Source organism: Rahnella aquatilis CIP 78.65 = ATCC 33071 (genome assembly GCF_000241955.1).
Classification (GTDB): Bacteria; Pseudomonadota; Gammaproteobacteria; order Enterobacterales; family Enterobacteriaceae; genus Rahnella; species Rahnella aquatilis.
Genome location: NC_016835.1, coordinates 283,914 through 309,392 on the forward strand (window position 1 = coordinate 283,914; position 25,479 = coordinate 309,392).

The 25,479-nt window shown below is 51.3% G+C and carries 22 protein-coding genes; 12 read left to right on the top strand and 10 right to left on the bottom strand.

Features of this window, described 5'->3' with window-relative positions:
• The first annotated feature begins 80 nt into the window (after positions 1–80).
• The 5 genes from blaRAHN (at position 81) to RAHAQ2_RS23310 (ending at position 6,578) form a co-directional block, all read left to right on the top strand.
• Positions 81–968 (top strand): RAHN family extended-spectrum class A beta-lactamase, encoded by an 888-nt coding sequence (blaRAHN, locus tag RAHAQ2_RS23290; protein WP_014341839.1) that lies wholly within the window; start codon positions 81–83, stop codon positions 966–968.
• Positions 969–1,121: 153 nt separating this feature from the next.
• Positions 1,122–1,472 (top strand): hypothetical protein, encoded by a 351-nt coding sequence (locus RAHAQ2_RS23295; RefSeq protein WP_014341840.1) that lies wholly within the window; start codon positions 1,122–1,124, stop codon positions 1,470–1,472.
• Positions 1,473–2,239: 767 nt separating this feature from the next.
• The gene (locus RAHAQ2_RS23300; RefSeq protein WP_037041013.1) at positions 2,240–3,625 is read left to right on the top strand and encodes a diaminobutyrate--2-oxoglutarate transaminase; all 1,386 of its coding nucleotides are present in this window, start codon (positions 2,240–2,242) and stop codon (positions 3,623–3,625) included.
• Positions 3,626–3,643: 18 nt separating this feature from the next.
• Positions 3,644–5,116 (top strand): pyridoxal phosphate-dependent decarboxylase family protein, encoded by a 1,473-nt coding sequence (locus tag RAHAQ2_RS23305; RefSeq protein WP_014341842.1) that lies wholly within the window; start codon positions 3,644–3,646, stop codon positions 5,114–5,116.
• A gap of 349 nt (positions 5,117–5,465) precedes the next feature.
• Positions 5,466–6,578, top strand: coding sequence for a mechanosensitive ion channel family protein (locus RAHAQ2_RS23310; RefSeq protein ID WP_014341843.1), 1,113 nt, complete (start codon positions 5,466–5,468; stop codon positions 6,576–6,578).
• 110 nt (positions 6,579–6,688) lie between these two features.
• On the opposite strand, the gene RAHAQ2_RS23315 is transcribed toward RAHAQ2_RS23310, so the two are convergent.
• Together RAHAQ2_RS23315 and RAHAQ2_RS23320 are read right to left on the bottom strand one after the other, a co-directional pair.
• Complete coding sequence (locus RAHAQ2_RS23315; protein ID WP_014341844.1) at positions 6,689–7,135, bottom strand: DUF421 domain-containing protein; 447 nt, start codon at positions 7,133–7,135, stop codon at positions 6,689–6,691.
• A 12-nt stretch (positions 7,136–7,147) separates the two neighbouring features.
• Positions 7,148–7,666 (bottom strand): hypothetical protein, encoded by a 519-nt coding sequence (locus tag RAHAQ2_RS23320; protein ID WP_014341845.1) that lies wholly within the window; start codon positions 7,664–7,666, stop codon positions 7,148–7,150.
• 165 nt (positions 7,667–7,831) lie between these two features.
• Between RAHAQ2_RS23320 and RAHAQ2_RS23325 the strand changes: the two genes are divergently transcribed.
• Positions 7,832–9,025: a zinc-dependent alcohol dehydrogenase gene (locus tag RAHAQ2_RS23325; RefSeq protein ID WP_014341846.1), complete on the top strand. Its 1,194-nt coding sequence runs from the start codon at positions 7,832–7,834 to the stop codon at positions 9,023–9,025.
• Positions 9,026–9,058: 33 nt separating this feature from the next.
• Here the strand turns inward: RAHAQ2_RS23325 and treY are convergent, their stop codons facing one another.
• The 3 genes from treY to RAHAQ2_RS23340 all read right to left on the bottom strand — a co-directional run bounded on the left by treY (position 9,059) and on the right by RAHAQ2_RS23340 (position 13,690).
• A complete protein-coding gene (gene treY, locus RAHAQ2_RS23330; RefSeq protein WP_014341847.1) occupies positions 9,059–11,569 on the bottom strand; it encodes a malto-oligosyltrehalose synthase in 2,511 nt (836 codons plus the stop codon).
• Positions 11,566–13,353 carry a malto-oligosyltrehalose trehalohydrolase gene (treZ, locus tag RAHAQ2_RS23335; RefSeq protein ID WP_014341848.1) on the bottom strand — a complete coding sequence of 596 codons (1,788 nt, stop codon included), beginning with the start codon at positions 13,351–13,353 and terminating at the stop codon, positions 11,566–11,568. The genes treY and treZ overlap by 4 nt, the downstream gene beginning before the upstream one ends.
• Positions 13,354–13,498: 145 nt before the next feature.
• Complete coding sequence (locus RAHAQ2_RS23340) at positions 13,499–13,690, bottom strand: hypothetical protein (protein WP_014341849.1); 192 nt, start codon at positions 13,688–13,690, stop codon at positions 13,499–13,501.
• Positions 13,691–13,996: 306 nt separating this feature from the next.
• Between RAHAQ2_RS23340 and RAHAQ2_RS23345 the strand changes: the two genes are divergently transcribed.
• From RAHAQ2_RS23345 to btsR, 3 genes are all read left to right on the top strand, one after another.
• Positions 13,997–15,103 carry an ABC transporter substrate-binding protein gene (locus RAHAQ2_RS23345; protein ID WP_014341850.1) on the top strand — a complete coding sequence of 369 codons (1,107 nt, stop codon included), beginning with the start codon at positions 13,997–13,999 and terminating at the stop codon, positions 15,101–15,103.
• Between the two features lie 397 nt (positions 15,104–15,500).
• Entirely contained in the window at positions 15,501–17,189 is a 1,689-nt protein-coding gene (locus tag RAHAQ2_RS23350; protein WP_014341851.1) for a sensor histidine kinase, read from the top strand.
• Entirely contained in the window at positions 17,183–17,902 is a 720-nt protein-coding gene (btsR, locus tag RAHAQ2_RS23355; protein ID WP_014341852.1) for a two-component system response regulator BtsR, read from the top strand. The genes RAHAQ2_RS23350 and btsR overlap by 7 nt, the downstream gene beginning before the upstream one ends.
• Before the next feature lie 21 nt (positions 17,903–17,923).
• Here btsR and yjiA read toward each other — a convergent pair whose 3' ends face one another.
• From yjiA to RAHAQ2_RS23370, 3 genes are read right to left on the bottom strand one after another with little or no spacing between them, the layout of a single operon-like run.
• Positions 17,924–18,895, bottom strand: coding sequence for a GTPase (gene yjiA / locus RAHAQ2_RS23360; RefSeq protein WP_037041032.1), 972 nt, complete (start codon positions 18,893–18,895; stop codon positions 17,924–17,926).
• A gap of 47 nt (positions 18,896–18,942) precedes the next feature.
• Positions 18,943–19,146, bottom strand: coding sequence for a YbdD/YjiX family protein (locus RAHAQ2_RS23365; RefSeq protein WP_014341854.1), 204 nt, complete (start codon positions 19,144–19,146; stop codon positions 18,943–18,945).
• A 59-nt stretch (positions 19,147–19,205) separates the two neighbouring features.
• The gene (locus tag RAHAQ2_RS23370) at positions 19,206–21,359 is read right to left on the bottom strand and encodes a carbon starvation CstA family protein (RefSeq protein WP_037041008.1); all 2,154 of its coding nucleotides are present in this window, start codon (positions 21,357–21,359) and stop codon (positions 19,206–19,208) included.
• 294 nt (positions 21,360–21,653) lie between these two features.
• Between RAHAQ2_RS23370 and RAHAQ2_RS25640 the strand changes: the two genes are divergently transcribed.
• Positions 21,654–21,887 (top strand): hypothetical protein, encoded by a 234-nt coding sequence (locus RAHAQ2_RS25640; protein ID WP_037041005.1) that lies wholly within the window; start codon positions 21,654–21,656, stop codon positions 21,885–21,887.
• A gap of 4 nt (positions 21,888–21,891) precedes the next feature.
• On the opposite strand, the gene RAHAQ2_RS23375 is transcribed toward RAHAQ2_RS25640, so the two are convergent.
• Positions 21,892–22,371 carry an Hcp family type VI secretion system effector gene (locus RAHAQ2_RS23375; RefSeq protein ID WP_014341856.1) on the bottom strand — a complete coding sequence of 160 codons (480 nt, stop codon included), beginning with the start codon at positions 22,369–22,371 and terminating at the stop codon, positions 21,892–21,894.
• Between the two features lie 237 nt (positions 22,372–22,608).
• Entirely contained in the window at positions 22,609–23,259 is a 651-nt protein-coding gene (locus RAHAQ2_RS23380) for a hypothetical protein (RefSeq protein WP_014341857.1), read from the bottom strand.
• A 425-nt stretch (positions 23,260–23,684) separates the two neighbouring features.
• On the opposite strand from RAHAQ2_RS23380, the gene RAHAQ2_RS23385 reads away from it, so the two are divergent.
• Positions 23,685–24,104 (top strand): translesion error-prone DNA polymerase V autoproteolytic subunit, encoded by a 420-nt coding sequence (locus tag RAHAQ2_RS23385; protein WP_037041002.1) that lies wholly within the window; start codon positions 23,685–23,687, stop codon positions 24,102–24,104.
• Between the two features lie 2 nt (positions 24,105–24,106).
• On the top strand, positions 24,107–25,372 hold the full coding sequence (locus RAHAQ2_RS23390; RefSeq protein ID WP_014341859.1) for a Y-family DNA polymerase: 1,266 nt from the start codon (positions 24,107–24,109) through the stop codon (positions 25,370–25,372).
• Positions 25,373–25,479: the final 107 nt, after the last annotated feature.

Here is a 25,479-nt window from a genome sequence, read left to right on the forward strand (position 1 = left end):
TGACAATTTCTGTCGGGTTTTTTACTTTCTGCCTCAGCTTTTGCCATAATCCCTTCGCCAATATAAAGGAGAAGGCTTTGATGATGAAAAATACCCTGCGTAAAACCGTGCTGATGGCGGCGGCTGTGGTGCCCATGCTCGCATTCAGCGCGGCGTCATGGGCGCAAACGGCCACTAAAATGACATCTGTACAGCAGCAACTTGCGGCGCTGGAAAAAGACAGCGGCGGTCGTCTTGGTGTAATGCTGATTAATACCGAAGATAACTCCCAGATTGCTTACCGCGCTGATGAGCGTTTCGCCATGTGCAGCACCAGCAAGTTCATGGCCGCGTCAGCCATTCTTAAGCAGAGCGAAACGCAAACAGAGTTGCTGAACCGGCACGTCAGCCTGAAAAAATCTGATCTGGTAAATTACAACCCGATCACCGAAAAGCATCTCAATACCGGCATGACGGTTGGTGAACTGGCTGCTGCTGCCTTGCAGTACAGCGATAATACCGCCATGAATAAACTGATCGGGCAGCTTGGCGGCCCGCAGAAAGTCACGGAATATGCCCGTACGCTCGGCGATAAAACGTTCCGTCTGGATCGCACTGAACCGACGCTGAACACTGCCATTCCGGGCGATGACCGCGACACCACCTCACCGCGTGCCATGGCATTGAGTCTGCAACATGTCGCGCTGGGCAGTGCGCTGGCTGAACCGCAACGTGCGCAACTGGTGGAATGGATGAAAGGCAACACCACCGGCGCGATGAGTATCCGCGCAGGGCTGCCTGCGACCTGGGTCGTCGGCGATAAAACCGGCAGCGGCGATTACGGCACAACCAATGATATCGCGGTGATCTGGCCGGATAATAAGGCGCCGCTGATCCTGATTACCTATTTCACTCAGCCGGAGAAAGACGCGAAATCCCGTCGTGATGTGCTGGCTTCCGCTGCCAAAATTGTCACGCAGGGATATTGATTGCTGAAACCTGGGACGGCGGAAGGAGACTTTCGCTGTTTTCAGACTTTTAAGAGACTTCCCCTTTCTGCCTGTCGCCCCGCTTTATATTCTTTCCCGGCAATCCGATGTTTTTATAAAGAATTTTAAATATTTTGGAAAGGGAGTTTATCCATGTCAGGTTCTTTATCCCGCTGGGCCCGCATTACCTGTACTTCTGCATTACTTCTCAGTTTCACGGCAATTGCCGATCAGCAAGGCAGACAACAACTGCAAGAGCACTTCGCCGATCAAAACCGGCAACAGGAGGAACAGATGCGGCAGATTGAACGCCAGCAGAGTCAGTATGCGGCCGATTATGCCCGGGAAAGTCAGGAACGGGTCGACCGGCAAATCAAAGAACAGGAAGAAACCACTACCCGAATTCAGAATGAAGCCATCGCCACTCATGAGAAACGCGACGCTGAAGCCCGTGAGGCGGCAAGACAAAAACGCGAGCAGGCAGGTGACCCGGAGCGCAACTAAGCCTGAATGTTCACGAAACGTTTAACGCCGGACGCGGGTCTGCAATGCTGCCGGATAACGGTCCCCTGAACCTCAACGGTTCCCAGTGCGGCGGCGATAGGGCCCCGCACGCTTTGGGTGAGCGTCACGTCGACTGCCCTCCGGATTTTCCCAGCAGCCGTTTTTGCATGTTATTTTCTTCTGCCGCAAAGGTCGGTTAATAAGCTGAATAATGAGGGAATATTTGAAAAAAGGATTTATACGTAGCGGATATCTTTCGTTGTATTATTTCTGTCATAACCGGACGATAGACCGATGTGATATATTTCAAAATTTATAACTGACGGTTATTCAGCCATTTACTGCCCCGTACTTTAATATCATCGCTCATATAACAGCCTGCAGGCTATAATTACACAACTTTCCTGAAGGACTGTTTAGGGATAACAACCTTTGCGGCGACCTCATGATCAGCAGGTCTGCCGGCGTATCTTAACGGCTCGATTTTAAGCCTGTTCTGTCGCGTGTTTACACGCTGTTTAGCAAGCCGGACGTGCTTTTTAGTGCTTTATTAATGACTGCCTAACACAGTTAAGTCAGCATTATCGTTCATTAAATCAGCAACATATTGATTCATATGGGAAAGAATAAACAAATCTATACAAAATAAGTTATTGAGGTGGGGGCAAAAAAGCCATATATTGGCCGCGTTTTTCACACGCTGGTAATTTTCTTAATCAAATTTATTCAATTGTGGCGTTCTAATAACACACGGTTGTAGGAGAGATATGATGACGGATAAAGTCCGTATTGACAGTTTAGGTGCGAATTCATTAAACGGAAACAATGAAACCTATTTGGCGAGACAAGCTGAATTTGAATCGAATGTTCGGAGCTATCCACGTAAATTGCCACTGGCAATTGCCAAGGCCAATGGCGTTTGGATCACTGATGTTGAGAATAAACAATATCTTGATTGCCTGGCTGGCGCGGGTACGCTTGCGCTTGGACATAATCACCCTGAGGTGCTGCAAAGCATCCAAAATGTCATTACCAGCGGCTTGCCGTTACATACACTGGATCTGACAACGCCGTTGAAAGATCAGTTCTCTGAATATCTGCTCTCTTTATTGCCACAACAGGGCAAAGAGTATTGCCTGCAGTTCACCGGCCCGTCGGGCGCTGACGCAGTTGAAGCCGCAATGAAACTGGCTAAAAAAGTCACCGGCCGTAGCGGTATCATCAGCTTCTCGGGTGGCTATCACGGTATGACGCACGCCACGCTGGCAGTGACCGGTAACCTGTCTCCGAAAGAAGCGGTTAACGGCATGATGCCGGAAGTGCAGTTTATGCCTTATCCGCATCAGTACCGCTGCCCGCTGGGCATTGGCGGTGACGCTGGCGTTAAAGCCTTAACCTATTACTTCGAAAACCTGATCAACGACGTTGAGAGCGGCGTTCGCAAACCTGCGGCTGTCATTCTGGAAGCGGTTCAGGGTGAAGGCGGCGTGAACCCGGCTCCGGCTGAGTGGTTGCAGCGCATCCGTAAAGTGACTCAGGAACACGGCATTATGCTGATCCTGGACGAAGTTCAGGCCGGTTTCTGCCGTACCGGTAAACAGTTTGCGTTCGAACACGCGGGCATTGAGCCTGACATCATTGTGATGTCTAAAGCGGTTGGCGGCGGTCTGCCACTGGCCGTTCTGGGTATCAGGAAAGAGTTCGATGCCTGGGCACCGGGTCACCACACCGGCACCTTCCGCGGTAACCAGCTGGCGATGGCCACCGGCCTGACCACGCTGAAAATCCTGAAAGAAGAGAAAATTGCCGAGAAAGTGGCGGCACAGGGTGAGTGGCTGAAAGGCAAACTGGCTGACATGCAAAAACGTTATCCGGTGATGGGTCACGTGCGGGGTCTGGGCCTGATGATCGGTATCGAGATCGTCAAACCAAACGAAGCGCAGGATCACATGGGTTGCTACCCGGCTGACGGCGAACTGTCTGCGTTGTTGCAGAAAAAATGCTTCGAAGCTGGCCTGATCCTCGAACGCGGCGGCCGTAATGGTTGCGTGCTGCGCCTGTTGCCTTCCCTGCTGATCACCAACGATGAGCTGGGTATTTTCCTCGACAAGTTTGAGCAGGCGCTGTTAGCGGCTGGCATCAAACCTGCCTGAGCGGAGTAAGAGATTCTGATGTCCGAGTTAAACCCGATTCTGGCAGGCTCAGCGCAAAGTACTGAAGCCTACCAGCAGGCCATTGCACAGAGCAGTGAAGCTGTTGTGCAGTGGCTGCAACAACCTGAGATGTATCAGGGCAAAACCGTTGCTGAGCTGCGCGAGCGTATTACGCTGGATTTCAATCCAAACGGTCTGGGTAACCAGGCCGCGATTGAACGTGCGATTGAGTACTTTTTAAAAGACAGCCTGTCTGTGCACCATCCGCAATGTGTTGCGCATTTGCATTGCCCGAGCCTGGTGGTCAGCCAGGCGGCGGAAGTGCTGATCAACGCCACTAACCAGAGCATGGACTCCTGGGATCAAAGCCCGTCAGCGACCATCATTGAGATGAAACTGATCGAATGGCTGCGTACTCAGGTGGGCTATCAGGCTGGCGACGCGGGCGTGTTTACCAGCGGCGGCACCCAGAGCAATCTGATGGGGCTGATGCTGGCGCGCGATGCATTTTTCGCACGTCAGGGACATTCCATTCAGCAGGATGGTCTGGTCGGCAATCTGCGTAAAATTAAAGTGTTATGTTCTGAAAACGCGCATTTCTCTGTGCAGAAGAACATGGCGCTGCTCGGTCTGGGTTACCAGTGCGTGACGCTGGTGAAAACCGATGAGTTCGCCCGTATGGATCTCAACGATTTACGCGAGAAGGTGGCGCAGGCGCAAGCTAATGGCGATCAGATCCTGGCCATTGTGGCGACAGCCGGTACTACCGATGCCGGTGCTATCGACCCGCTGCGGGCTATTGCTGAACTGGCGGCAGAGCATCAGATTTGGGTTCACGTGGATGCGGCGTGGGGCGGGGCGTTATTGCTGTCTGAAAAATATCGCCACTATCTGGACGGCATCGAGTTGGTGGATTCCATTACGCTGGACTTCCACAAACAGTTCTTCCAGACCATCAGCTGCGGCGCGTTCCTGCTCAAAGAAGAGCGTCATTACGAGCTGATGCGTTATCAGGCGGCTTACCTGAACTCTGAGTTTGACGAGGCGGCTGGCGTACCGAATCTGGTCTCCAAATCCCTGCAAACCACCCGTCGTTTCGATGCGCTGAAACTGTGGATGGGGCTGGAAGCGTTAGGACAGAAACAGTATGCCGCGATCATTGATCATGGTGTGACACTGGCGCAGGACGTCGCGCAATACGTGGGCTCTGAAGCCGCGCTGGAACTGGTGATGAAGCCGCAACTGGCAAGCGTGCTGTTCCGCTATCGTCCGGCGCAACTGGCGGGCAGCAGTGATGCGGCCATCGCACTGCTGAACCAGAAAATCGGTGATGCGTTGCTGGAGTCCGGTCGTGCCAACGTGGGTGTGACCGAGCATAACGGCATTACCTGTCTGAAACTGACCCTGCTGAACCCGACGGTTACGCTGGAAGATGTGAAAGTGTTGCTGGCGCTGGTTGAGAAAACCGCACAGCAATTGCTGAACGCATAAGCCATCACTGAACGCATAAGTTTCGTGCGGGGTTAACCTGCTGCAAAAGCCGGTGATACGAAAGTGTCACCGGCTTTTTTACGTCTGAACGATTGCCGAACCCGGACAATTCTCAATGCTAAACGGCAGGCAAAAAAGAACCCACTTTATGGGTGGGCTATTTAAGGGTATGGTGCTTACTGTCTACTGCTCTTTCGGCAGCTAATCTAAGAATAATCCCAGACCCCTGTGCTGTTCAAGTGATTTTGCCTGTGCCGCAAGCCTGCTGTTTACCGAACTTTCCTATTCTGGAGCCCCGCGCTGAAGCGTTTCCTATACTGGGAGTTTGTGATTAATTCCGGGAGGGAAGATGAATTTTCTATCACATTTCGATGTTATCGCGCTGATGATGACGCCGGTGTTCTGGATGGGTGTTGCGACGATGTGTGTGGTCACGCTTGTCACGTACTGGTTGCTGAGCTGGCTGGTCTCGTTTTTGCGCAAGGGCGTAAAACGCTGGGGGGAGGTTAATGAGGCCAGCCACCGGATCCGTTTTATTCTGGGCGAGATCCTCGACCGGACGAGCAATTTGCTGATTTTCATTGCGGCTTTTTTGTTCAGTCTGCGGTTCGTTAATCTGCCCGATAATCTCTACAACACCATCAGTCATGCGTGGTTTCTGGTGCTGGCGTTTCAGATGGCGCTGTGGCTGGATCAGGCCGTGGTCTCGTGGTTACGTCATATTATGCGTCAGCCCGGGATGAACAAAAATCCGGTAACGCTGGTGATCACCGGGCTGATTTTCCGCGCGGTAGTCTGGTCGGTGATGCTGCTGTCGATACTGGCGAATGTGGGCGTGAACATTACCGCGCTGGTTGCCAGCCTGGGCGTGGGCGGTATCGCTATCGCACTGGCGATCCAGACCATTCTCAGCGATGTATTTGCTTCATTATCTATCGGCTTCGATAAGCCTTTCGAAATAGGTGATTTTGTCGTTTTTAATGATGTTGCCGGTACTGTTGAACATATTGGTCTGAAGACGACCCGGATACGCAGCCTGAGCGGGGAACAGATCGTTTGCGGTAATGCTATTCTGCTCCAGCAAACGCTGCATAATTACAAACGCATGCAGACCCGCCGCATTGTTTTCAATTTTGGCATCGCGATTAATACGCCGCCGGAAAAGCTGCGTATTATCGGTGACATGGTAAAGGAAATCATTATTGATGTCGGTGAAACGAAATTTGACCGTGCGCACTTGCTGGGCTTTGGTACCGACCGTCTGAATATCGAAGTAGTTCATATCGTCAATACTGCCGATTACAATAAATACATGGATATCCAGCAGGAAATTAATATCCGCATTATTGAAAAGCTGATCGAGCAGGGGATTGAAATGGCATTGCCGAATATGATTATCAAAACGCAGGCAGAACGTGAAGAAGGCGCAGGGGAAAGCACCCGTGAAAAAGGGCAGGCGTAATCCGCAAGTTCACCGGGTCACAGCAAACGCATCTTTGTCACATCGGTCATAATGCGGGCGGTGCAAATCACGGACAGTGAGCACCGCCCCGGAGGCATGTTGCCACCGCATTATTTCTTGTAAGGAATAATCGATATTTTTCCATTCTTTTCTAGTATGGCGAATTTAATCTCATCCATACTCACTATTGCTTCCTGCTGACGAGCCACTACCATGATTTCATCTTCCGTAAGGGAGCATTTACGCAACCTCTGATCCAGGATCTTGCCATTTTCGATCAGGATAATCGGCGAGCCATTCAGCCATAAATTAAACGTAGGGCTTTTATTTTCGAGGAATCCTAAACTTTTATCGATGAAAATCAATGTCCCGATAGTGATCATCGCGCCCATAAGGGAGAAGTCTTCCCCAAGCAACGCCTGTTGCGTGGCCTCACTGATAATCAGCACCAGAATAAAATCAAAAATGTTCATTTCGAGCAGCGTCTTACGTCCTGAAATTTTAAAAATAATAAACAGGAAGACATACATAATGGCCGCTCTGAGGACGTTTTCCATTTTAATTCTCCTTTAAGGGAAAACAATCTGTTTGAAAATAAAAGGCGAATCATTATTGGCAGCAACAGAAAGTGTGTAGATCCCAAATTTTCTTGGCTTGAGTGTGAGTTGCACATTGCCCGCATTCGTAACGCCGGTATTATTCGGATAGATAATCATTGTGCCGGGGCTGCGATGTATCACGGCACTTTCCGGACTGACATTAATAATGTCATATTCATTCACGAATTTACCACTGAGGGTTATATGATCGCTTTGCGCTTCCTTAAGGGGATAGGCGATAATCAGCGGTGATTCGGTGTCACTGCGCAGATATTTCTCATAGGTGATTTGTGTCGATTTTTCTTCGTTTTGGTAGCGTGAATCGCTCAGCCAGCCCTGAGAAAACCCTCCCAGCAAGGCATAAAGAATAAACAAGCCAAGCAGAAAAAAACCAATGCGCTCAAGCCGCCACGCGGTTTTGATCCACCCGATGTTTTCTTCAACCGGGGTGGTTCTTGGTTCAAACTGACTCTGATTGTCTTTATCCATGTCGCTTCTCTCTGTTTAAGAGGTTGCGTTAAATTATAGTGTCTGTTCCCGTGGTTTTGCCATTTTTGACACTCTCTGAGAGGGCACTAAACTTAATACTCTCGTTGATAATTATTTTACTATTATCTCAACCCGTTTGGATAAGATCTGAAAGGAAAATTACTCATGAGAGCATTGACTTATCACGGTCCCTACCGTGTCAGTGTTGATAATATGCCTGACCCGACACTTCAGGCCAGCGATGATATTATTCTGAAAGTAACGGCAACGGCGATATGTGGTTCCGACCTGCATCTCTACCGCGGAAAAATACCGGGTACACATCATGGTGATATATTTGGTCATGAATTTATGGGCGAAGTGGTCGAAGCCGGATCGGATGTGACTGCCGTCGCTAAAGGTGACCGCGTCGTTATTCCCTTTGTTATTGCCTGCGGGGAATGTTTTTTCTGCAAACTGAATCAGTATGCCGCCTGTGAAACCACTAACAGTGGCAAAGGTGCGGCACTCAATCCCAAAAAAATTACCCCTCCGGCGGCTTTGTTTGGCTACAGCGACTTGTACGGTGGAATTCCGGGCGGACAGGCTGAATATGTGCGCGTGCCGAAAGCCAATACAGGACCTTTCAAAGTCCCGGATGGATTAGCCGATGAAAAAGTGCTGTTTTTATCCGACATATTACCCACAGCCTGGCAGGCGGTTAAAAACGCCGGACTGATGCCTGGCTCGAGTGTGGCGATCTTCGGGGCGGGACCAGTGGGGTTGTTAAGTGCCGCCTGTGCCCGGCTGGCGGGCGCTGAGCAGATATTTATGATTGACCATCATCCGTACAGGCTGGCATTTGCTCAGGAACGATACGGGGTGATCCCGATTAATTTCGATGAAAATGACGATGCGGCGGCCTGGATTATTGAGCATACCGCGGGGCATCGCGGTGTTGATGCAGTAATCGATGCTGTCGGTTTTGAAGCCAAAGGCAGTGTCACCGAAACCATTCTGAGCAATCTGAAAATTGAAGGCAGCAGCGGGAAAGCGTTACGCCAGTGTATTGCTGCGGTACGCCGCGGCGGGATTGTCAGCGTACCGGGCGTCTACGCCGGATTTATCCACGGTTTTTTATTTGGCGATGCCTTTGATAAAGGGCTGACCTTTAAAATGGGACAGACCCACGTTCATGCTTATCTTCCTGATCTGCTGATGTTAATTGAAAGCGGGCAACTGAAACCTGAAGAAATTGTTACTCACCATATGCCGCTGGAAGATGCCGCGAAAGGGTATAGCCTCTTCGAGAAACGTCAGGAAGATTGCCGGAAAATCATTCTGTTACCCGGCACACCTTCCCGCGTATCAGCAGCATAGATCTGCCCTGGTCATGTGAAGTTCCTCTTTCCTTTAAGAAGGGGATGAGGCTATCAGGATGACGGGGGAGAAACCCGGCCATGCCGCCATATCTAACCGGCCAGCGGACGTCATTTCTTTATTACTGAACAGTTCGCGGTAGTGCCGGTAAGCCAGTTGTGGCGGCAATACGATCTCCGTCTGCGGGAACGTCTGCGCCTGTAAACCCAGCACCAGACGCCGTGCCACAACAATCACGGCGTCATCATTATTCACACGCGCAAACGCGATGACGTTTTCGCCGTGATCCCCGCTTGCACTGAGCGGAACGTAGTCGCCCTGCTGAAACAGCGCGGGCTTTTGCTGGCGAAGCCCGGCGAGTGCCGACACAAGGTATTGCTTCAGCTGGCCGTTCAGCCAGCTTTCTGGCTTGTCCCCCGCCGGTTTTTTATCCTGCATTAACAGCCGTTCCAGCCCGGTGAAATCCGGCAGACGGCGGTTATCCGGGTCAACAAGACTGAAATTCAGCGCTTCGCTGCCCTGATAGATATCCGGTACACCCGGTGCCATCAGTTTGATTACCGTCTGGGTCAGGCTGTTCACCAGACCGGCATGGATAAATGGCTGGATCGACGCGTGAAAATCTTGCAGGAATAACCGGTTTTCCGGTGAAAGCAGGTGATGCGCGTAGTCCAGCACTGCCTTTTCATAGTCTTCGTTGTTGTCATCCCAGTTGGTACGCAGCTTGGCTTCACGCAGCGCTTTTTCGACGAAACTCTGAAATCTCTCGTCGAGTTCCTGTAAACCCTGTGCATCTTCCGGTGTCAGCGTGGCCGGCCATGCGCCCGCCAGCGCCTGATACAGCATCCATGTCAGCGCAGGGCGCGGGGCCGGGCCATCGGCAAGCATCATCACGTGTGACTCATTCATCCGGTGCCAGCGTTTCACGCATGCGGCCCACTCTTGCGGCGCTTCAGTCAGCGTAAACAGTCGGGCGCGGGCATCTTCACCCCGTTTGGTGTCATGCGTGGATGTCGCGGAAAGCGCTTCCGGCTGTTCTTCGCGACGTTTTATCATCCCGGTATGGAAGCGGCTGAGGGAGAAGGTACGAATTAACGGTTCAGCGCCCACTTCATTCAGCGCCAGTTCCATGTTCTGGCGGAAGAAAAGCGTGTCCTCCACCGATTTTGCCATCAGCGGTCCGGTCAGTTGCTGGAAACGTGTGCGGAATAAACCGGCCTGCGATGATGATACTGCGGAGGTTTCCCCACAAAGAATACGCACCAGAAACGCGAGGATTTCAGGCTGAACGGCAAGGGGTGAGGTACTGATCTTGCGCTGGATCTTGTGCAAAAGCGTAGAGTCTTCCGCGGGCATCCCCTGTTCAGTGCCGTAAGTGCGGTACACCGGAAATGCGATCAGTAATTCGCACAGGGCGGTACGGACATCGTTTTCGTCATACCCCGTGCCTTCGGTCGCGGCGATGCCGGTAGCCAGTTTCCACAACGTGGTGAACTCGCCTGCAAAATTTTTCTCCACCATCATCAGCTTGGCCGCGCGCAGTTCGTTGCGTATGTCCACCGGCTTGCCGACCACGTTGTCGTAAAGCTCACTCAGCACCGCCATATTCTCATCATTGACCAGCACATCCGAAAGCGAGGCAATAAACTCATAACCGGTGGTGCCGGAGACCGGCCAGTCCGGCGGCAGGCGCTCGTCTTTGCCCAGAATTTTCTCTACCGTGATATAGCAGTCTGCCCCGGCTTTCTCCCGCAGGCGTTCAAGATACGCTTTGGGATCGGCCAGACCGTCCACATGATCGACCCGCAGGCCATCGGCCACACCGGAGCGGACCAGTTCGAGGATCAGCCGGTGCGTATCATCGAAAACCCCGTCGTCTTCCACGCGCACACCCGCGAGACCGGTGATTTCGAAAAAGCGCCGGTACGAGAGTTCGCGGGGCGCATCCCGCCAGCACATCAGCCGGTAGGGCTGGCGCTCATGTAATTCAGTCAGTTCTGTTTTGCTCAGGCCGCCTGTTCTCACCGCCGTGAGGGTGCCGGGCGCAACGGGATAATACGTGTCGAAATAAGCGAAAGTGGGCTGACCGGTTTTGGGATCAGACTTGAGCGTAATATCGCCTTTTTCCAGCGCCTCCTCAAACGAATCTCCGAGAAAAGGCAGCGTCAGCCGACGCGACCAGTCGATGTCAAAATGCCGCGCATAACGGCTTTTTTCGCCGTGTTCAATGACGTCGCGCCACCATGGATTCTCCAGGGAAGCCGCCATATGGTTAGGCACAATGTCGAGGATCAGCCCGATCCCCGCTGTTTTCAGCGCCTGTGCCATACGGTCGAAACCTTCGCGCCCGCCAATTGACGGGTCAATTTCGTTGGCGTCAGTAATATCGTAGCCGTGTGTGGAGCCAGAGGTCGCTGTAAACACCGGGGAAGCATAAAGATGGCTGATCCCAAGCTGTTTTAAATAGGGGATAAGCCCTGTCGCGGTATCAAAGTCCAGTCCATTACGGAACTGAATGCGGTAAGTCGCAGTAGGGATTTTCACGGTATGACTCCTGGCGCAAGACGGACAATAAGGGAGCAGGGCGCTGAAATCGCCGCATCCTGCGGCCAGGCGAAGAGAGTTTCTCCCGGCAGTTCAGGAAGCGGATGCGTGTCTTTGCCGATATTAAGTACCAGCGAAAGTGTGCCACGGGGGAATACCCATTTAACCGCGAGAAAACCGGCTGAGGTTTCCACGATCTGGCCGACTTCGCCTTTGGCGGGCGTCAGTAAAGGCACAATATGTTTCCGGCGCAGCGCCAGCAGCCTGCGGGTCAACGCCAGCGTGTTTTGGCTTTCGGGATATGTCAGCTTTTGCCAGTCAAGTTTCGAGTTTTCGAACGTGCTGAGGGCATTAGGGTCGGGTACCGCCTGGCTGCCGTAACCGCTGTGCCCTTCAAATTCACGGGCCCGGCCCTCGCGGACTGCCTGCGCCAGTTCCCCTTCAAAGTCGGTGAAGAACAGGAACGGATGGGTTTCGCCATATTCTTCGCCCATAAACAGCAGCGGGATATGCGGCGATAACAGTAAAGCGGCAAGCAGAATGTGCGTTCGTTCAGCGCCAGCCAGGGTGAGCAGCCGGTCGCCGTGTGCACGGTTGCCAATCTGGTCGTGATTTTGAATGAAATCAACAAAGGCCACCGGTGGCTGCCTGCGGCTGACCGCTCCGCGCGGTTGACCTGTTTGCGGCGATTTTTCGCCCTGATAGGCGAAACCTTCTGCTAATGCGCGTGCAGCCAGTTTCTCAGGATTTTGCGCGAAATCCTGATAATAGGCGTGCGTTTCACCGGTACTGAGAACATGGATGGCATTATGGAAATCATCATTCCATTCGGCGGTAAACAGCGGCACGGTGCCGTCGGCATTGCGCGGGTGCAAAAAGGTGACGTTGCGGCTGTCTTCAGTGGTCAGATGCACCGGGCGGTCGGTGATCTCTTCGCGAATTCGTTCGGCGATTTCAATCAGGATATGCGGGGAAGAGGTGTCTTGCATCTGGTCGATGGCATCAAAGCGCAGGCCGTCAAGCCGATATTCTTTTAACCAGTACAGCGGCGCTTCCACAATGTAGCAACGGGCCGCGTCGTTTTGATAATCGATGCCCGCCCCCCAGGCTGTCATGCGTTGTGAATCGAAGAAATCCGGCGCGAGCAGCGGCAGATAATTCCCTTCCGGGCCAAAATGGTTGAGCACGATATCCAGCACTACCGAGATGCCGACACCGTGCGCCGCATCGACAAACGCCTTGAAATCATCCGGCGAGCCGTAAGCGGAGTGAGGTGCGTAGAGCAAGACACCGTCATAGCCCCAGCCGCGCTGGCCACCAAATTGCGAGAGCGGCAGCACTTCTATCATGGTGATGCCGGTTTCAGCCAGATAAGCGAGTTTTGCCTGCGCGGCGCTGAAAGTCCCTTCGGGTGTGAATGTCCCGATATGCATTTCATAGATGACCGTTTCTTCCCACGGGCGGCCTTTCCAGTCGTGATTTCGCCATGCATAGCCAGATGACGAGGTGACCAGAGAAGGGCCGTTGACGTCCGCCAGTTGGGCGCGCGAGGCGGGATCAGGAACCGGCAGGCCATCGGCCAGAATGAACTGGTATTCCTCACCGGGAGAAACACCCGTTGCCACAAACTCAAACCAGCCGTTTTCCGTCGGCAGCATTTCCCTGTTTTCGCCGGAAAGCCGTAGTGTCATTTTGTCCTGGCCGGGTGCCCGTACCCGAAAGCGAACTGTCCCGGCGGAAATGAAACTGGCCCCCCAGCTTGTCATAAATGCATCGCGTTGCATCGATTTACCTCGCAAAAGATTGAGCGATAAAGCAGGCAGTTAGCAAACGAATAATAATGATAGACGAGGATGAGCAGAAGAGGAGTCTGTCGGCTATTATGCCCCGGTGAAAACCGGGGCATTAACGGCAAAGATTAAGCTGACATCAAGAAGAAGAGGTGAAAAATACAATGGAAATAACAAAAGAGACAAGGGTCCCGATGAGCAGCATGCATTTGTGGGGAGTAAAGAACTTCTTGCTGGTGTTGCCTTTATGCGCCTTCACCAATAGCCACAGCATCACAATGCCAACGATAATAAATATAATGCCACCTGATATACTCGCGACTGGAGCCATATAATTCTCCTTTTTACCGATAAATTTTAATTATAGCTCAGCATCTGAGAAGCGTTTTCCGATTGATATTCACGGTTATCACTGAAACTCATCTCAGGCGATCTGTGTTGCCCGACCCGCCGCAGTGTGCAGTTCTGACTGTACTGATGCAGCCGACCAAACGTATAATATACCGCCGCGATAATTGCGCGGTGGCACTACCGGTTTTACGGTGACTTAAGTGAAATAAGCCGTGTAACAAATCGGTTTCTATAAAAAATGAATTTCAGCCGCAGATAATAATCACACAATACCTAAGGGAATTAAATGAAGTTACTTCATGGTTTGCTTTTTATGCTGTCAGTCGTGATTACCGGGCAGTCCGGTGCCGCAACAACCACACTGACTGATGTCCTCGGAAATAAAATAACCTTAGAGACCCCGGTGAAAAGAGCGGTATTAGGTTTCTATTTTGAAGATTATATGGCGGTCGGCGGTGAACAGGCGTTTGATCATATTGTCGGTATCTCCCGTGAAGCCTGGCATGGCAAGGTTCCTGCGAACTGGGACATGTATATTAAATACCGTCCGTCCATCGCCAGCATTCCGGATATCGGCGAAATCGACCTGCACAACGTGTCACTGGAAAAAGTGATTAGCCTGAAACCGGATGTGGTTATTTTAGCCAGCTGGCAGTACGCTGCCCTGAAGTATGAAGTTACCCAGCTTCAGAGCCTGAATATCCCGGTGGTTGTGCTCGATTACAATGATCAGACGGTGGAAAATCATGTGAAATCCACGGAAATCATCGGGATATTAACCGGCCAGACTGACCGCGCGCATGAGCTTGCCCAGCTTTATAAAAATAACATCACGCTGATTGAAGACAGGATCAGACAGGCGAATCTGCCTAAGCCAAAAGTCTATATTGAGTTTGGCAATAAAGGTCCGGCGGAGTATTCATTTACCTATGGCGAAAATATGTGGGGCGTAATGTTGCGTCTCGCTGGCGGTGAAAATATTGCAGCACCTTTCGTTAAACAGTGGGGTGAAATTAACCCTGAGCAGTTGCTGGTCGCCAAACCGGATGTCATTTTTATTTCCGGCAGGGAGAACAATAAAGTCGATACGGCGTTAGAAATGGGCATCGGGGTCAATGAAGCCACCGCAAGAGCAAAACTCAACGGATTCGCTCAGCGTGACGGCTGGCGTTCATTACCGGCCATTAAAAACGACAAACTCTTCGGGGTTTATCAGGGGGCATCGCGTACGCTGGTCGATTTCACCATGGTGCAGTTTATTGCAAAGTCCCTTTATCCTGATTTATTCAGGGATATTGACCCGGTGAAAAATTATCACGATTATTATAAAAAATATCTGCCCGTCATGCCGGTGGGCACCTTTGCATTATCGGCCAGCGGAGAGCCACACTGATCGTGGATTTCTCCTGTTGAACAGTCCGCAGACTTTAGCAATATAACGGCTTCCATGACGGGGAGCCGTTTGCTTAGGTGCCCTCACCGTACGGCAGTCGTAGCAGGAAGAGGCTAACGACGTATCAGTCTTCACTGGGTGCCCGGATGCGCCAAACTCCGGCAGATCATACCGATGAACACGACAGCCTGCATCGGCAAATATCGGGTCGCGGTGCCCGCCTGATAAATATCACCGTTTACTGGCCGGTATCGTTAAATCATCTTCTTATATTTTATTTAAAAGAATATTAAATTTAATTCGTCAATAAAAATATTCCCATTCTTCTGGCGGCTTCAAGGTAAATTTTGTCTGAGCACGATATATTGCCAGCTTGTCAGATTTCGGATGCCCGGGAATGTACGAATTTAATTTAATATTACTGCTGTTACAACAAATGTGCGTGTTTTTGGTAATAGCCTGGCTGATGAGCAAAACGCGGTTATTTATTCCGCTGGTGCAGGTGACGGTGCGTCTTCCGCATAAGCTGTTGTGCTATATCACGTTTTCCATTTTTTGCATTATGGGAACCTACTTTGGCCTGCATATCGAAGATTCTATTGCCAATACCCGTGCGATTGGTGCGGTGATGGGCGGGTTACTCGGCGGCCCGGTGGTCGGGGGATTAGTGGGGCTGACCGGCGGGATCCACCGTTACTCGATGGGCGGTATGACCGCGCTAAGTTGCATGATTTCAACCATCGCTGAGGGGTTATTAGGCGGTCTGGTACACAGCGTTTTGATCAAACGCGGGCGCATCGATAAGTTATTTAATCCGCTGGTCGCGGCCGGTGTCACCTTTGTCGCAGAAATACTGCAAATGCTGATCATCCTGCTTATTGCCCGTCCGTTTCACGATGCGCTTAATCTGGTCAGCAGTATTGCCGCGCCGATGATGGTGACGAATACCCTCGGGGCCGCGATGTTTATGCGTATCCTGCTGGATAAGCGGGCAATGTTCGAAAAATACACTTCGGCATTTTCGGCCACCGCGCTAAAAGTAGCCGCTTCGACGGAAGGTATTTTGCGCCGCGGCTTTAACGAAGAGAACAGCATGAAAGTGGCACAGGTGCTGCTCAAAGAGCTGGATATCGGGGCCGTGGCAATTACCGATCGTGATAAATTGCTGGCCTTTACCGGTATCGGCGATGATCACCATCTGGTGGGCAAACCCATCGCATCGCAATATACCTGGCGCGCCATTGAGAACGATGAAGTGGTGTATGCCGACGGCAACGAGATGCCTTACCGCTGTTCGCTGCATCCCAGCTGCAAGCTGGGTTCAACGCTGGTGATCCCGCTGCGGGGCGAAAATCAGCGGGTGATTGGCACGATCAAATTGTATGAAGTCCGCAACCGGCTGTTCAGCTCCATTAACCGGACACTGGGAGAAGGGATTGCCCAGTTGCTGTCGGCGCAGATCCTGGCCGGTAAATTTGAGCAACAGAAGGCTTTGCTGGCACAGTCTGAAATCAAACTTTTGCATGCGCAGGTAAACCCGCATTTCTTATTCAATGCCCTTAATACCCTGATGGCGGTGATCCGCCACGACAGCGATAAGGCCGGACAACTGGTGCAGTATCTGTCGACGTTCTTTCGCAAGAATCTCAAACGATCCTCCGAGAGTGTCACTCTGGCCGATGAGCTTGAGCATGTGAATGCTTATCTGCAAATTGAGCTGGCAAGATTTCCGACGCAACTGAAGGTGGATTTACAGGTGCCGGAGGCCTTTTCTGATCAGAGCCTGCCTGCTTTCACCCTGCAACCATTAGTGGAAAATGCCATCAAACATGGCACTTCTCAGTTGCTGAGCAATGGCAATATTATTATTCGTGCCTACAGTGAGGGCGAAATGGTGATCGTCGAGGTGGAAGACAACGCCGGGTTATATCAGCCGGAAGAAAGCGGTGACGGGTTAGGTATGAGCCTGGTCGATAAGCGCCTGCGGGCGCGCTTTGGCGATGATTATGGCATTACGGTTAGCTGTAAACCGGATGATTTCACCCGCGTCACGTTACGCCTGCCGGTTGAGGGAGCAACATGTTAAGAGTTCTTATTGTCGATGATGAGCCGCTGGCGCTGGAAAATTTACGCTTACAGCTTCAGGATGAAAGTGATATTGACATTGTCGGTGAGTGTACCAACGCGATTGAAGCGATCGGCGTGATCCATAAAATCCGCCCCGACATTGTGTTTCTGGATATTCAGATGCCGCGCATCAGCGGGCTGGAAATGGTCGGCATGCTCGATCAGCAACATCGGCCGCACATCGTTTTCCTCACCGCGTTCGAGGAGTATGCGGTGCAGGCGTTTGAACAGTGCGCGTTTGACTACCTGCTCAAACCCATTCAGGCGGCGCGGCTTCAGAAAACGCTGGCCAGATTGCGTCTGGGCTATCAGACGCAGGATGTCTCGCAGTTACCGCAATATCAGCAGCCGCTGAAGTTTATCCCGTGTATCAGCAGCAACCGTATCTGGCTGTTGCAGATGGAAGATGTGGCCTATGTCAGCAGCCGGGTCGGCGGGGTGTATGTCACCGGCCAGGATGGCAAAGAGACGTTTACGGAACTGACATTACGCACGCTGGAAGTCCGCACGCCGTTGTTACGTTGTCACCGGCAGTATCTGGTGAACATGGATTATCTGAAAGAAATCCGGCTGGAAGATAAAAACCAGGCTGAACTGTTATTGCGTGATGGTCAGATTGTGCCGGTCAGCCGCCGCTATCTTAAATCGCTGAAAGAGACGGTGGGGCTGTAAACCCCGCCGCTTTTCTTTGGGTCAGATTAAGCAGGCAGGTCGCAGCCGCGCAAAGGCCTCGCGGATTTCGGTTTCGGGCAACTGCATACCAATGAAAACTAATGCACTGTGCGGTGTTTCGTCCGCCTGCCACTCGCGATCCCAGTCGGCGCTGTACAGCCGCTGCACGCCCTGAAACAGCAGGCGGCACGGCTGATCGGCTATCCATAACATCCCTTTATACCGCATCAGGTTATCTGCAAAACTGGCGAGCAGTTCTTCCATCACCGCAGAAATAGCCTTTAGCGCAACCGGATAATCCAGTTCCACCACAATCGAGGAGACGGCGTTTTGCTGCGGCGCGATACGGTGGAACCGCGGTCTGGCGGCGACCACGTTTTCCTCCAGCATAAATCCGCGGGTATCAAACAGCAGTGCCGGATCGATATCCCCCTGAACCATTTTATACACCGGTGCACGCGCATTAATCCGTTGCAGCCGTTCCGCCAGTTCAGGGCATTCACCGGCCACATCGGTTTTAGTCAGCAGGATGCGGTCAGCATAACCAATCTGCGACTGAGCCAGCGGAAACTGATCCAGTTGTGACATGGCATGAACGGCATCTACCAGCGTGATAACGCCATCTAACACGTAACGCTCACAGATAATCTCATGGGCGAAAAACGCCTGAAGGATCGGGCCGGGGTCAGCCATGCCGGTACATTCAATCATCAGCCGGTCAAACCGCACCTCGCCTTTATCCACGCTGTCGAGCAGATCCAGCAACGCCGCTTCCAGCTCCCCCGAACGGGTACAACAGATACAGCCGTTGGACAGTGTGGTGATACGCGTGGCCCGGTCGCCAATCAGCTGGTTGTCGATGGGCATTTCACCAAATTCATTCTCGATCACCGCAATTTTTATCTGTTGCTGTGTATGCAAAATCTGGCGTAAAAGCGTGGTTTTCCCGGCACCCAGGAAGCCTGTTAATACTGTGACTGCAATCGGTGTCATGGTTTCATTGTTCTTCATAACAACATCCTCTTCATAACTGCATCTTCTTAACAACAGCGCATTCCGCCTTTACCGTCTCCGCCATAACGTGCCTGCTGGCGCTCGCGGAAAAATTCCTCGTAGGTCATCGGCGTGGTGTCCGGGTGGTTGGTCTGCATATGCAGAACATAGGTGTCGTAATCTGGTATGCCCACCAGCATACGTGCGGCCTGACCGAGGTATTTCTTCGCCGCACCTAAGTTGTCAAACATACGTACTCCTTGAGATTCTGTGGAAAAGCCCCGCGTGTGCGGGGCTTTCAGGTAAACGGTTAGTGCCCGGCGGAGATTTTTATCCCTTCCGCAGGAACCGGCACATAAGGCGTTTCCTTATCGGTACGCTTGTCGGTTTTACGTGCCTGCAGACAGGCGCGGATACCGTAGAAAATGATGCTGTACACCACAATCAGGAACAGAATACTCAGCCCGGCGTTGGTGTAATTGTTGATCACAATGTGATGCATATTGCTGATTTGTTCTGGTGTCAGGTTCGCGCCACCTGCGCTGATACGCGCTTTATACTGACCGGCCATGTAGAAGAAGCCTTCCATCTGCACATTAGTGCTGAACAGTTTCATCCCCAGCGCCCAGGTGGTGCAGATAAGCAGCCAGATGGCAGGCAGCATGGTGACCCAGATGTATTTCGTGCGTTTCATCTTCACCAGCACGACAGTGGCGAGGATCAGCGCGACGGCAGCCAGCATCTGGTTAGAAATCCCGAACAGCGGCCACAGACTTTTTACGCCGCCCAGTGGATCGACCACGCCCTGATACAGCAGATAACCCCACAGGCCGACACAGCCTGCGGTGCCGATAATCCCGGCGACCAGCGAATCGGTCTTTTTCAGGAACGGGATAAAGTTACCCAGCAAATCCTGCAACATAAAGCGGCCGGAACGCGTCCCCGCATCCAGCGCGGTCAGGATGAACAGCGCTTCAAACAGAATGCCGAAGTGATACCAGAAGCCCATATCGGCCAGCGGCATAATTTTGTGGAACACATGCGCAATACCTACGGCAAGCGTTGGCGCACCACCTGCGCGGTTCAGCACCGACGGTTCACCGATATCCTTCGCCGTCTGCATAATCTGCTCAGGCGAGATAACAAATCCCCACGAGCTGACGGTGGCGGCGGCATGCGCCGTGACGTCTTTCAGCTGTGCCAGGATCATCGGCGCATTATCGCCGCCCAGTTCGTGCAGGTTTGGCATGGTAATGCCCAGACCGGCCGGTGGGGTATTCATGGCGAAGTATAAACCCGGCTCGATGATGGAGGCCGCCACCAGCGCCATCACGGCGACAAAGGATTCCATCAGCATCGCGCCGTAACCGATAAACCGTGCATCGGTTTCGCAGGCCAGCAGTTTAGGCGTGGTGCCGGAGGCGATCAGCGCGTGGAAACCGGACACCGCACCGCAGGCAATGGTAATAAACAGGAACGGGAACAGGGCGCCTTTCCACAAAGGACCTGTACCGTCGATGTACTGGGTCAGGGCAGGCATTTTCAGTTCAGGATTGAGGATCACGATACCGATCGCCAGCCCGACGATGACGCCGATTTTCAGGAACGTGGCCAGATAGTCACGCGGTGCCAGGATCAGCCACACCGGCAGCAAGGCCGAGACGAACGCATAACCAATCAGGGTAAAGGTAATGGTCGTGTCTTTGAAGGTCAGCGCCGGGCCCCAGTAAGGATCGCTGGCGATAACGCCACCGAACCAGATAGCCGCGACCAGCAGAACAACGCCAATCACTGAGATCTCACCCACGCGCCCTGGCCGGATAAAGCGCATGTAGATGCCCATAAACAGGGCAATCGGCACCGTGGAACACACGGTAAACACTCCCCACGGGCTTTCCGCCAGCGCTTTCACCACGATTAAGGCCAGCACCGCCAGAATAATAATCATGATCAGGAAGCAGCCGAACAGGGCGATAGTGCCCGGCACCGGCCCCATCTCTTCTTTGATCATCTCCCCCAGAGACGCACCGTTACGGCGTGAAGAGATGAACAGCACCATAAAGTCCTGCACGGCACCGGCCAGAACCACACCAGCCAGTAACCACAAGACGCCCGGCAGATATCCCATCTGCGCCGCGAGCACCGGGCCGACCAAAGGACCGGCTCCGGCGATGGCGGCGAAGTGGTGACCAAACAGCACGTTGCGGTTGGTCGGCACATAGTTCAGACCGTCATTGTTGATGACCGCAGGCGTCGAGCGCGAAGGGTCGAGTTTCATGACTTTTTGCGCGATATACAGGCTGTAATAGCGATAGGCCACCAGATAGACCGAGACAGAGGCCACGACTATCCATAAAGCGCTGATATGCTCACCTCGCCGCAGGGCAACCACGCCCAGACAGCAGGCACCGAGGAGGGCAACAATCATCCACGGTATGTGCTTGAATAATGCTTTTTTATTCATAAATAACCCGGTTATTTTAAAAGGACTCACGAAATACCCTTCTCTGTTTTCTTTATTAAGGATCGCTTTCAGAGAGGCAGGGGACCTGTTTTATTGCCTGCATAGGGTGCCAAATTCGCAGACGCGGAGGGGGGAAACTTGGTTAGCGGTCACAGAGGGGGATAAGCGGTTATTACGCGGGATAAGCGGTTCCGGGGGCGATTAATGCAGCAAAATCTGTGATTTAGATCACTGGCTCGGTGATGTGTGAAAGCCCGGTCATTGCCGTAACAGTTGCGCCGGCACATTGAAGCGATGGCTGAAGCGATTAAAGACGGCGTGGAACTGATGGGATATACCCCGGCCAGTCCTGAGTACAGTCCGGGTTATGCCCGGACTGTACTTTCGCCTGCACCCGTGGCCCGAACCGCATCGCATATGCCGGTGACAATATTTCCTGTTTCATTGCCCAGTCGCGCCGGAGAGTCTCTGACCGACGAACTGCACTTTATCTCTCCTGTCCTTGCAGATGGCTTTATCGGGATATAATTTATTACGCCACTGCTCGATTATTCCAAGTATCTTTATATATGATGTTGCCATCACAGTATTTCCATGTAATCGTTTCATAATGCAATAAAATATTTTCAAAGTGCGTTCCTGTTTGGCCGCCAGGATATAAATTAGGTGTAATAGCCACGATTTTTACGTTATCCAAAATAATATTGAAATATTCTGCCTCAGTACCGGTTTCGGTGATTTGATACATTTTTATTGTCGCTGATTGGAGCGTCACGCCTTGGCATAATGCGCGATATAAAATAGGTGTGGCTTTATCAAATTCCTTTTGTAAAGATATCGGCGAGTGAACGCGAGTCCCGGTCAGTCGGCCCGTATGTTGGTCAGTTGGGATGCTCACATTATGATTTACTGACTTAAGCTCGATAGCACCAAGTCTGCCTGAGACTAATGAATCTCCCACAATAGGTGATCCGTTTTCATCGACCAACCAAATATATGCTGGATTTGACATATTACATCTTTATAAGTTAATGAAGTTGATTTTAATATTTAGCGTGGATAAAATTTATTTAACCATTTTGCCAAAAGATAAACCACTAAGACGACCATAATAATAGATACTATTCGACCAGGCCAGGTATCAAAATAGAAAATACACCCCATAGAGAGCCAGAATGCTCCCCCTCCCAGTAAGGCACCCAGAAAACCTAATACGTTATCTGCTAGTTTTCGTTTTAACCAAGAGAGTTTAAACATAGCCATTCACTTTAGATTCAACAAGATCCAGGATCGTCTTGAAAGCGTATATCCCCTGATTTCTGCGCACAGTCAGTGCATCAACAAATGGTTTAAGTGCAGGTTCGAACATAAAATAGAGTAAGTCATAATTTTTTGCTCGTAGAAGTTCATATACATCAGGTTCATCAACACTTAGCTTTTCTGAAGTCCTGATACACCGTTCTGTCATACCTCCGGCGAGCAGAATATTGCCGATCAATCCACCGCGCAATGTGATGAAGACAGATGCCTGCCCACAAATAGCAGTAGCTATCTTACCGGATAGGAAAGAGTTTGCTGTTGTTCGTCCCAGTACTGAAAAAATAGTGCGGCTATATATTTTATTTTTCTCGCTTTCTGAGACGTATTTATCGAATCGTTTAAATACTATCTGTATCGCTTCAATAATCCGGTCGTAATTGAGAATGCCATTATCGATAGCCTGGATTATTCTTATCGTTTCGGTTTGGTTGGAATAGCGGGATTCTGTATTAAGATATCCGTAGGCTAAATAACCAAGGTCTACCGGAACTGAAAGAATGCCATGAATAAATCCTATTGCGCTGTCAGGTGAGATAATGATTTCCGCAATACGGGTAGAAATTTCATCATAACTGTTCATGCTAATTCCTTTTATTAGTCTATTCCTTCTGTAAGAGTATGTTGCCATGATCACAAGGGCAATAGAATTTCTTCATATTTTCTCTTTTTCAGGATTTACTTTCGATTTTGTTTTATGAAAAATTCATCGAACAAATAATAAGTCAACAAAATATGGGCATAATTTATAATTAAGCTAAATTCACACGTTAGTTCATCGTAGAGTGTCCATAGTCATCCTGTTTTTTATGCTATTTAGGTCAGAAGATGTCTATTGCTAAGAATTTCCTCAAATCCCAAAAATTTACAGTCTGGCAAGCCCTTAATTTAAAGGCTTTTACTCAGTGCTGTACGCAGCAGAAGCACCGCCGCCTTTAAAGCTTCTTGCTTTCCATCATTGATAAATAATACTGTATATACATACAGCTTAAACTGATGGTGATTACAATGCAGTTCCTCACGGCTAACGAGCCACGGCAGTTCGTCACATTCCCCCTGTTCAGCGACCTTGTCCCTTGCGGGTTTCCCAGTCCGGCGCAGGATTATGTTGAACGGCGCATTGACCTGAATGAACTGATGATTCAGCACCCGAGTGCCACTTATTTCGTGAGAGTGACGGGTGACTCGATGATTGACGCCGGGATTGGCGAGGGCGATTTGCTGGTGGTGGACAGCTCCCGTAAGGCTGAGCATGGGCATATCGTCATTGCGGCGGTCGACGGTGAATTTACGGTTAAGCGCCTGCAGTTGCATCCGGTGGTCATGCTTAAGCCTGAAAATAGTGTTTATGCGCCGATCATGATTGGAGGCGAAGAAAACCTGGAGGTTTTCGGCGTGGTGACCTATATCGTGAAAACTGCGAGCTGACCATGTTTGCACTGTGTGATGTGAACTCTTTTTATGCCTCCTGTGAAACTGTATTCCGCCCCGACCTGAAGGGGCGGCCCGTGGTGGTGTTATCGAACAACGACGGGTGCGTCATTGCCCGTTCTGCTGAAGCAAATGCATTTGCGAAAATGGGAGAACCGTATTTCAAACAGAAAGAACTGTTCAGACGTCATGGTGTGGTGTGTTTTAGTAGCAACTATGAACTCTACGCGGACATGTCCAACCGGGTGATGACCACTATCGAGGAGATGTCGCCACGCTGCGAAGTATACTCAATTGATGAGATTTTTTGCGATCTGACCGGCGTGCGTCACTGTCGTGATCTGACAGAATTTGGGCGTGAAATCAGAGCCACAGTCTTACAGCGTACGCATCTGACGGTTGGCGTGGGTATCGCACAAACAAAGACGCTGGCTAAACTGGCGAACTATGCGGCTAAAAAATGGCAACGTGAGACGGGGGGCGTTGTTGACTTGTCAAACGTCGAACACCAAAGAAAACTCATGGCGGCATTACCGGTTGGTGAGGTCTGGGGAGTGGGTCGGCGGATCGCGAAGAAACTCGATTCAATGGGCATCAAAACAGTGTTACAGCTGGCAGACACCGATATCCGGTTCATCAGAAAACATTTCAACGTGGTGCTGGAAAGAACGGTTCGGGAGTTGCGCGGTGAGTCGTGCCTTGAGCTGGAAGAGTTTGCGCCGGTAAAACAGGAAATCGTTTGTTCCCGTTCGTTCGGTGATCGGATCACCGAATATGAGGAGATGCGTCAGGCTATCTGTAGTTATGCTATCCGGGCGGCGGAGAAGCTCCGCCATGAGCATCAGCATTGCCGGTTTATCTCGGCGTTTATCAAAACCTCACCTTTTGGGGTAAACGAATCTTATTATGGTCCCAGCTCATCCGTTAATTTGCTGACGCCGACACAGGACAGCCGGGATATTATCGCTGCGGCGACGCGCTGTCTGGAGGCTATCTGGAAAGAGGGTTATCGCTACCAGAAAGCCGGGGTCATGTTGGGTGATTTTTACAGTCAGGGCGTGGCTCAGCTTAATCTTTTCGACGAAAATCCACCGCGGCACAATAGCCAGAAACTGATGGGTGTATTGGATTATCTGAACGCGAAGAAGGGGCGTGGAACGCTTTATTTCGCCGGGCAGGGCATACGACAGCAATGGCAGATGAAAAGGGAAATGCTCTCGCCGAGATATACGACGCGATATCAGGATCTGCTCGTTATTAAATAATTACCGCCATGCCCCGTTTAAAATAAATATTATTGCTTCGCATTTTAAATAGCCACGTTTACCTGCGGGCGGTTACTGGTGCAGATACCGTGACTGCCGCAGGCCCG